An 8,011-nucleotide genomic window follows, 5' to 3' on the forward strand; every position below is an offset into this window, starting at 1 on the left:
CCGCGCCGAACGCTCGCGCGTCTGCGCCCAGGTCTGTCGGCGCGCCCCGTGCACGACGGCCGGCAGGTCGCCGAACACCTCGGCGCTGCGTTCGACAAAACTGACGGGCGAGAGTGCGACGAAGTTCGCCGCGGTCTGGTCCAACCCCTGTTCGTAGATGCTGATGTTGCTGCTCATGGGATATCTCCTCGTGCCGTCGCCTCGGCGACAGGCCCGCTCGTGCGGCGGGTCGGAAAGACTATCCCACAGCCGGCGCTCGGCCGGCAGCGCGGTCAACCCGGAATCGTGTCGGCCAGCGTCGAGTCGGAGAACGGCACCGTGTGCTGCTCGCCGCGGTGGCGCGCCCAGTACGAGATGTCGTCGGCCGCCATCGGCTTGGCATACAGGAAGCCCTGCAGCTGGTCGCAACCCATCTCGACCAGCAGGTCGCGCTGGTCGGTCTCCTCCACGCCCTCGGCCACCACCTGCATGCCCAGCGCATGGGCCAGCCGGATCACCGCATCGACCACCGCGCGGGCGTCGCTGCTGCCGGCCAGGTCGCGGATGAAGCTGCGGTCGATCTTCAGCTGCCGGGCCCGCAGCTGGCGCAGGTAGCTGAGGCTGGAGTAGCCGGTGCCGAAGTCGTCGATCGACAGCTGCACGCCGATGGCCAGCAGGCCGTCGATCGCGCGCTGGGTGACGCGGGTGTCCTCCATCGCGACCGACTCGGTGATCTCGCAGATCAGCTGCGAAGCCTCGACCTGGTGCAGCGCCAGTGCGTCGGCCACCCGCTCCGTCAGGTCAGCCTGCATGAGCTGGTGCGCCGACAGGTTGATCGCCACGCGCATGTGCAGGCCTTCGTCGGCCCAGGCGCTCAGCTGCCGGCAGGCTTCGTCGATGACCCAGGCGCCGAGCGTGTTGATCAAGCCGAAGCGCTCGGCCACCGGGATGAAGGCCACCGGGCTCACCATGCCCCGTTGGGGATGGCGCCAGCGCATCAACGCCTCGACGCCGCGGATCGTCTCGGTACGCAGATCGACCTTGGGTTGGTAGTGCAGTTGCAGTTCGCCACGCTCCATCGCCGTGACGAGATCGTTGTACAGCGCCACCTGCTGGTCGGCGCCCTGGTTCATCGCCGACTCGTAGACCGCGTAGGTGCTGCCGCCACCCCGCTTCGCCTCGTACATCGCCGCATCGGCGTGCGCGATGAGGCGCCTGGCGTCGCCGGCGTCGGGGTACATCGCCACCCCGATCGAGCACGACAGGTGGACCGGCTGGCCGACCACGACGAGCGGCTCGCCCATGCTGGCCAGGGCGCGCTTCGCAACGTGGATGCAATCCCCCGCGCAGCTCACGTCCTCGACCAGCACGATGAATTCGTCGCCGCCCAGGCGGGCCAGCGTGTCGGCCGCGCGCACCGCCTCGCGCAGGCGCACGGCCACCGCTTGCAGCACCAGGTCGCCATGGGCATGACCGTAGGAATCGTTGATCGGCTTGAAGCCGTCGAGGTCGATGAACAGCACCGCCAGGCCCGCCGATGCCGAGGGCGTCGGCAGCTCGCGCAGCCGTTCGATACGGGCGACCGCCTGGCTCAGGCGCGACTCGAAGTAGCTGCGGTTGGGCAAGCCCGTCAACGCGTCCTGGTAGGCCAGGCGGCTCAGTTCGTCGTTGGCCGACTGGAGGCGTTCGTTGGCTTGCTGCAACGACTGCGACAGGCCGTCCGCGGTGGCCTGCATGCGCCGGTCGAAGACCGAGGTCACCAGCGTGATCGTCAGCATCAGCACGGTGGCCACGCTGACGATCAGCACCAGCGAGTCGCCGTTGATGCCGTCCAGACTCAGGCAGGCGCTGCCCTCGGGGAAGCCTGCAGCGGCCATGCCGCTGTAGTGCACGCCGCTGATCGCGAGTCCCATGACCACCGCTGCAGCGCACTGGTAGGCCAGCGCCGGCCAGCCGGCATGGCGGCGCATCCAGAAGAAGATCCGCAGAGCGGCAGCGGATGCGCTCACCGCAATCAACCCGGATGCCGCCACCCAGCGCGCATCCCACTGGATGCCCGGCGCCATCTCCAGTGCGGCCATGCCGATGTAGTGCATCGCCATGATGCCGCCGCCCATCGCCAGCGCCCCCCACACGTGCAGGCTGCGTGACAGCTGCTCCCGCCCGGCGATCCCCAGCGCCACCAGCGAGACCAGCAGCGCCACGCCCCACGACAGCAGCGTGGTCGAAACGCGGTAGCCGAGCGGGATCGTCAGGCTGAAGGCGTGCATGCCGACGAAGTGCATCGACCAGATGCCGCTGCCCATGACCAGGGCGCCGCCGATGCACCAGCACATCGACAGCACGCGGTCGGCACTGCGCACGCGCTTGGCCAGTTCGAGCGTGACGAACGAAGCCAGGATCGCGACAGCGATGGACAGCACGACCACGCGGGGGTCGTACAAGGGCTGGAGCAAGGACACGCGGAAGGTTCCTGTCGGGCCGTTCGCCGGCCCCTTGCGCAGCACGCCGGGCGTGCATCGGGAAAGGTATCGGCGCGCCGGGCGCGGACTTGAGCCTTCTGCCGCAGCGGCGCGGGCGCGCCGCGGTCGTGCACAGGTCACGCCGGTGGTGCCGCCGTGCATCAATAGGAGATCGTGTGCATATAATCGTTACCGTCAGGAGAGCGTTGCCGTCAGCACACCGACGGCAGCCGCCGAAGGCGCAGAGGACACACCTCGAACGCTCAGGCAAAAGGACTGGCAAACGCCTCCCAGCGGAGGCGTCCTCACTGGAGAGAGGCTGCACCCGGGGCAGCCCACCGAAGGGGCAAGCGGGTCGAGGTGCGACACACCGGAACCGGCCAATCTCTCAGGTAAAGCGGACAGCGAGGGCAGGCATCACCGGCAACGGTGGTTTCCTTCATGCCCTTGGAGTCGAGATGTCCGCACTAGCCGGCAGCCCTGCTGCCCCCCTGCTCACCACGCCCCTGCACGCGCTCCACCGCGAACTCGGCGCCAAGATGGTGCCCTTCGCCGGCTACGACATGCCGGTCAACTACCCGAGCGGCATCCTGGCCGAACACCGCCAGTGCCGCGATGCGGCCGCGCTGTTCGACGTGTCGCACATGGGCCAGATCCGGCTGGTTGGCGACGACCTGCAGCAGGCCGCGCTCGCGCTCGAGACCCTGGTGCCGATGGACGTGCTCGGCCTCGGTGTCGGCAAGCAGCGCTACGCCTTCTTCACGAACGCCGGCGGCGGCCTGCTCGACGACTTGATGGTCACCCGGCGCGAGAACGACCTGCTGCTGATCGTCAACGCCGCCTGCAAGGACGCCGACCTGCACCACCTGCAGGCGCACATCGGCCACCGCTGCACGGTGCAGCCCCTGCCCGAGCGAGCGCTGCTGGCCCTGCAGGGGCCGAAGGCCGTCACGGCCCTGGCGCGGTTGAACCCCGGCGTGAGCGCCCTCACCTTCATGACCGGCGGCGCCTTCACGCTGGTCGGCTCCGACTGCTACCTCACCCGTTCCGGCTACACCGGCGAGGACGGCTTCGAGATCTCGGTGCCGGCCACCCACGCCGAGGCGCTGGCGCGCGAGCTGCTCGCCCAGCCCGAGGTCGCGCCGGCCGGCCTGGGCGCGCGCGACACCCTGCGCCTCGAAGCAGGGTTGTGCCTCTACGGGCATGACATCCACACCGCCACCACGCCGATCGAGGCCGGACTGTCCTGGGCCATCCAGAAAGTGCGGCGCGCCGGCGGCGCGCGGGCCGGTGGCTACCCCGGGGCGACCGTCATCGACGCCCAGTACGCCGGCGGCGTGAGCGAGCGCCGCGTGGGCCTGATCGGCCTGGAGCGGGTGCCGGTGCGCGAGGCACCGAACTCGTCGACAGCCACGGCCATCGCATCGGCCGGGTGACCAGCGGCACCCTCGGTCCGACCGTCAACCAGCCGATCGCGATGGCCTGCATCGCCAGCAACCATGCCTCCGTCTCGGACGAGGTGTTCGCCATGGTGCGCGGGAAGCGGCTGCCCATGCGCGTGGTCGCCCTGCCCTTCACGCCGCACCGCTACGTGCGTGCCTGACACTCCAGCCTCGCCCCTCTTCGTCAACCTTCCGGCCCACGCTCGACTCAGGCCGTCCATCCTTTCAGGAGCCTCCATGACCACCAAGTTCACGACCGACCACGAGTGGATCAACATCGAAGACCACGATGCCGCCGTCGTCGGCATCACGCTGCACGCGCAGGATGCGCTCGGCGACGTGGTGTTCGTCGACCTGCCGGCGGTCGGCACGTCCTACAAGAAGGGCGACATCGCCGGCGTCGTCGAGTCCGTCAAGGCGGCGGCCGACCTCTACATGCCGGTCAGCGGCGAGGTGGTCGAGGTCAACGAGGCGCTGCGCAACGACCCGGCACTGGCCAACAGCGACCCGCTGGGCGAGGGCTGGTTCTTCAAGGTCAGGATCGCCGACATGACCGAGTTCGACCAGCTGATGGACGCACCCGGCTACGACGCGCTGCTCAAGACGCTCTGAGGCACCACGCGGCCACGCCATCCCGCTGGCCGCCTGCTTGTCCTCCTGCTGTCACGACCCCCCTGGCTGTCCGGTCCACCGCCCTTCCTTCCCTCACGGAGCACACCATGCTCAGGCCCCTCGCCCTGCCCCTCGCCGCACTCGAACACACCACCGACTTCGCCGGCCGTCACATCGGCATCGATCCCGCCGACGAACAGCACATGCTGTCGGTGATCGGCGCGGCTTCGCGCCAGGCCATGATCGAGGCCATCGTCCCGCGCAGCATCGCCCGCGCGCGCCCGATGGTGCTGCCCGAACCCGTCGGCGAGGTCCAGGCGCTGGCCGAGCTGAAGGCGATCGCCGCGAAGAACCGCGTGTACCGCAGCTACATCGGGCAGGGCTACCACGGAACGCACACGCCGGGCGTCATCCTGCGCAACATCCTCGAGAACCCGGCCTGGTACACCGCCTACACGCCCTACCAGGCCGAGATCTCGCAGGGTCGGCTCGAGGCGCTGGTGAATTTCCAGACCATGGTGTGCGACCTGACCGGCATGGCGATCGCCAACGCCTCGATGCTCGACGAGGCCACCGCCGCCGCCGAGGCCATGACATTGGCCCGACGCAGCGTGAAGAGCAAGAGCGCCACGGTCATCGTGGCTTCGGATTGCCACCCGCAGACCATCGAGGTGATCCGCACGCGCGCGCGGCCGCTGGGCATCGAGGTGCTGGTGGGCCTGGTGCCGGAGCTGATGGCGCAGCACGAGTACTTCGCCGTGATCGCACAGTACCCGGCGACCGGCGGCATCGTGCACGACATGAAGCCTTATGTGGATGCGGCGCATGCCAGCGGTGCGGCCTTCGTCGTCGCCGCCGACCTGCTGGCGCTGACGCTGCTCACGCCGCCCGGTGAATGGGGTGCCGATATCGCCATCGGCAGCACCCAGCGCTTCGGCATGCCGATGGGCGCCGGCGGCCCGCACGCGGCCTTCCTGGCCTGCCGTGACGAGTTCAAGCGCTCGATGCCGGGACGCCTGGCCGGCGTGAGCGTCGACGCGCACGGCCGGCCCGCCTACCGGCTGGCGTTGCAGACGCGCGAGCAGCACATCCGCCGCGAGAAGGCCACGTCGAACATCTGCACCGCCCAGGTGCTGCCGGCGGTGGTGGCGAGCATGTATGCGGTCTACCACGGACCTCAGGGGCTCAAGCGCATCGCGCAGCGCGTGGCGAGCTACACCGCCATCCTGGCGCACGGCCTGCGCGCGATGGGCTTCGAGCTCGCCGGTGACAGCGCCTTCGACACGCTGTGCGTCGAGACCGGCATCGAAACCAATGCCATCGCCCGCCGCGCCCGCGATGCCGGAGCGAACCTGCGACGCCTGTCGGCCACGCAGCTCGGCATCACGCTGGACGAGACCACCACGCGCGAAGATCTCACCGCGCTGTGGTCATGGTTCGCGCGCTCCGAGGGCATGGTGCCCAACGTCGCTGCGTTCGCGCACGGCGCCGACCCGCTGATCCCCAGCGAGCTGCGCCGCACCAGCGCCTACCTGACCCACCCGGTCTTCAACAGCCACCACAGCGAGACCGAGATGCTGCGCTACCTGCGCAGCCTGGCCGACAAGGACCTCGCGCTCGACCGCACGATGATCCCGCTGGGTTCGTGCACCATGAAGCTCAACGCGACCAGCGAGATGATCCCGATCACCTGGCCCGAGTTCGCGCACATCCACCCGTTCGCCCCGGCCGAGCAGCTGGCCGGCTATGCCGAACTCGACGCCCAGCTGCGCCAGTGGCTGTGCGAGGCCACCGGCTACGCCGGCATCAGCCTGCAGCCCAACGCCGGCTCGCAGGGCGAATATGCCGGCCTGCTGGCGATCCAGGCCTGGCATGCCTCGCGCGGCGACGCGCAGCGCGACGTCTGCCTGATCCCCGAGTCGGCGCACGGCACCAACCCGGCGAGCGCCCAGATGGCCGGCATGCGCGTGGTGGTGACGAAGTGCGACGCCGAGGCAACGTCGACCTCGACGACCTGCGCGCCAAGTGCGAGCAGCACAGCTCGCAACTGGCCGCCGTGATGGTCACCTACCCGTCGACCTACGGCGTGTTCGACCCGCACATCAAGGCGCTGTGCGCACTGGTCCACCAGCACGGCGGCCGGGTCTACGTGGACGGCGCGAACATGAACGCGCTGGTCGGCGTGGCCGCGCCGGGCGAGTTCGGCGGCGACGTGAGCCACCTCAACCTTCACAAGACCTTCTGCATTCCGCACGGCGGCGGCGGCCCGGGCGTGGGCCCGGTGTGCGTGGTCGAGGACCTGGTGCCCTTCCTGCCGACGCACCGCACGGGCGCCTCGGCGAGCTCCGTGGATGCCTACGTCGGCAGCGCGGTCGAGCCGACGCCGGGCCGCCCCAAGGTGGCGAGCGCCCTCTCGGGGGGCAGCGAAGTGCCCGCAGGGCCGAGCGTGGGGGCCGTCAGTGCTTCGCCGCTGGGCAACGCGGCGGTGCTGCCGATCAGCTGGATGTACGTCCGCATGATGGGTGCAGCCGGCCTGACCGCTGCGACCGAGACCGCGATCCTGAGCGCGAACTACATCGCCGCGCGGCTGGCCGACCACTACGACATCCACTTCAGCGGCGAGGTCGACGGGCTCAAGGGCGGCGGTGTCGCCCACGAGTGCATCCTCGACCTGCGCCCGCTGAAGGACAGCAGCGGCGTCAGCGCCGAGGACGTGGCCAAGCGCCTGATCGACTACGGCTTCCACGCGCCGACGCTGAGCTTCCCGGTCGCCGGCACGCTGATGGTCGAGCCGACCGAGAGCGAGTCGCTGCACGAGCTCGACCGCTTCTGCGACGCACTGATCGCGATCCGCGCCGAGATCGCCCGGGTCGAGCAAGGCCACTGGCCGCAGGACGACAACCCGCTCAAGCACGCGCCGCACACCGCCGAGGCGCTGCTGAAGGCCGACTGGCCGCACCCCTACTCGCGTGAGGAGGCCGCCTACCCGGTGAGCAGCCTGCGGCGTCAGAAGTACTGGGCACCGGTCGGTCGCGTCGACAACGTGCACGGCGACCGCAACCTGTTCTGCAGCTGCGTGCCGCTGAGCGCCTACGCCGAAGCCGACAAGCAGGCATGAAGGACCAGTTCGCCAGCGACAACTGGGCCGGCCTCGCACCGCAGGCGCTGGCCGCCCTGCTGGAGGCGAACGGCGGCAGCCATGCGCCGGCCTACGGCGACGATGTCTGGACGCAGCGCGCCTGCGACGCGGTGCGCCGGGTGTTCGACACCGACTGCGAGGTGTACTTCGTCTTCAACGGCACCGCGGCCAACGCGCTGTCGCTCGCCGCGCTGTGCCGACCCTACGAGGCTGTGGTGTGCACCCCGCTGGCGCACATCGCGGCGGACGAATGCAATGCGGTGGGCTTCATGGGCCAGGGCGTCTCGCTGCTGACCTGCGACGACGGCTCCGATGCCGCCCGGCGCGCGAAGCTCACGCCCGCGGCGCTGGACGCCGCGGCCCGCCGGCGCCGCGAT

The 8,011-nt window shown here is 69.9% G+C and carries 3 protein-coding genes, 3 pseudogenes and 2 riboswitches; of the genes and pseudogenes, 4 read left to right on the forward strand and 2 right to left on the reverse strand.

Features of this window, described 5'->3' with window-relative positions; genetic code table 11:
• Positions 1 to 177 (reverse strand): annotated as a pseudogene (locus tag x551_RS27520) (acyl-CoA synthetase); the annotation flags it as partial.
• Positions 178 to 272: 95 nt separating this feature from the next.
• Complete coding sequence (locus tag x551_RS15670) at positions 273 to 2,441, reverse strand: EAL domain-containing protein (protein WP_231497716.1); 2,169 nt, start codon at positions 2,439 to 2,441, stop codon at positions 273 to 275.
• 186 nt (positions 2,442 to 2,627) lie between these two features.
• Positions 2,628 to 2,730, forward strand: a riboswitch (glycine riboswitch).
• A gap of 9 nt (positions 2,731 to 2,739) precedes the next feature.
• Positions 2,740 to 2,856, forward strand: a riboswitch (glycine riboswitch).
• 43 nt (positions 2,857 to 2,899) lie between these two features.
• Between x551_RS15670 and gcvT the strand changes: the two are divergent.
• The 4 genes and pseudogenes from gcvT to x551_RS15690 all read left to right on the forward strand — a co-directional run.
• Positions 2,900 to 4,044 (forward strand): annotated as a pseudogene (gene gcvT / locus x551_RS15675) (glycine cleavage system aminomethyltransferase GcvT).
• A 76-nt stretch (positions 4,045 to 4,120) separates the two neighbouring features.
• Positions 4,121 to 4,495, forward strand: a complete 375-nt coding sequence (gene gcvH, locus x551_RS15680; RefSeq protein ID WP_036234054.1) for a glycine cleavage system protein GcvH — start codon at positions 4,121 to 4,123, stop codon at positions 4,493 to 4,495.
• 107 nt (positions 4,496 to 4,602) lie between these two features.
• Positions 4,603 to 7,613, forward strand: a pseudogene (gcvP, locus tag x551_RS15685) (aminomethyl-transferring glycine dehydrogenase).
• Positions 7,610 to 8,011 (forward strand): beta-eliminating lyase-related protein (locus x551_RS15690; protein WP_036249381.1); only part of this gene is annotated, 402 nt, incomplete at its 3' end. The pseudogene gcvP and the gene x551_RS15690, both read left to right, overlap by 4 nt.

The organism is Methylibium sp. T29 (assembly GCF_000576205.1).
GTDB lineage: Bacteria > Pseudomonadota > Gammaproteobacteria > Burkholderiales > Burkholderiaceae_C > Methylibium > Methylibium petroleiphilum.

What these genes read in the sequence shown, in the direction of transcription:
- gcvH (WP_036234054.1), top strand. Translation starts at nt 4,121, where the DNA reads ATGACCACCAAGTTCACGACCGACCACGAGTGGATCAACATCGAAGAC.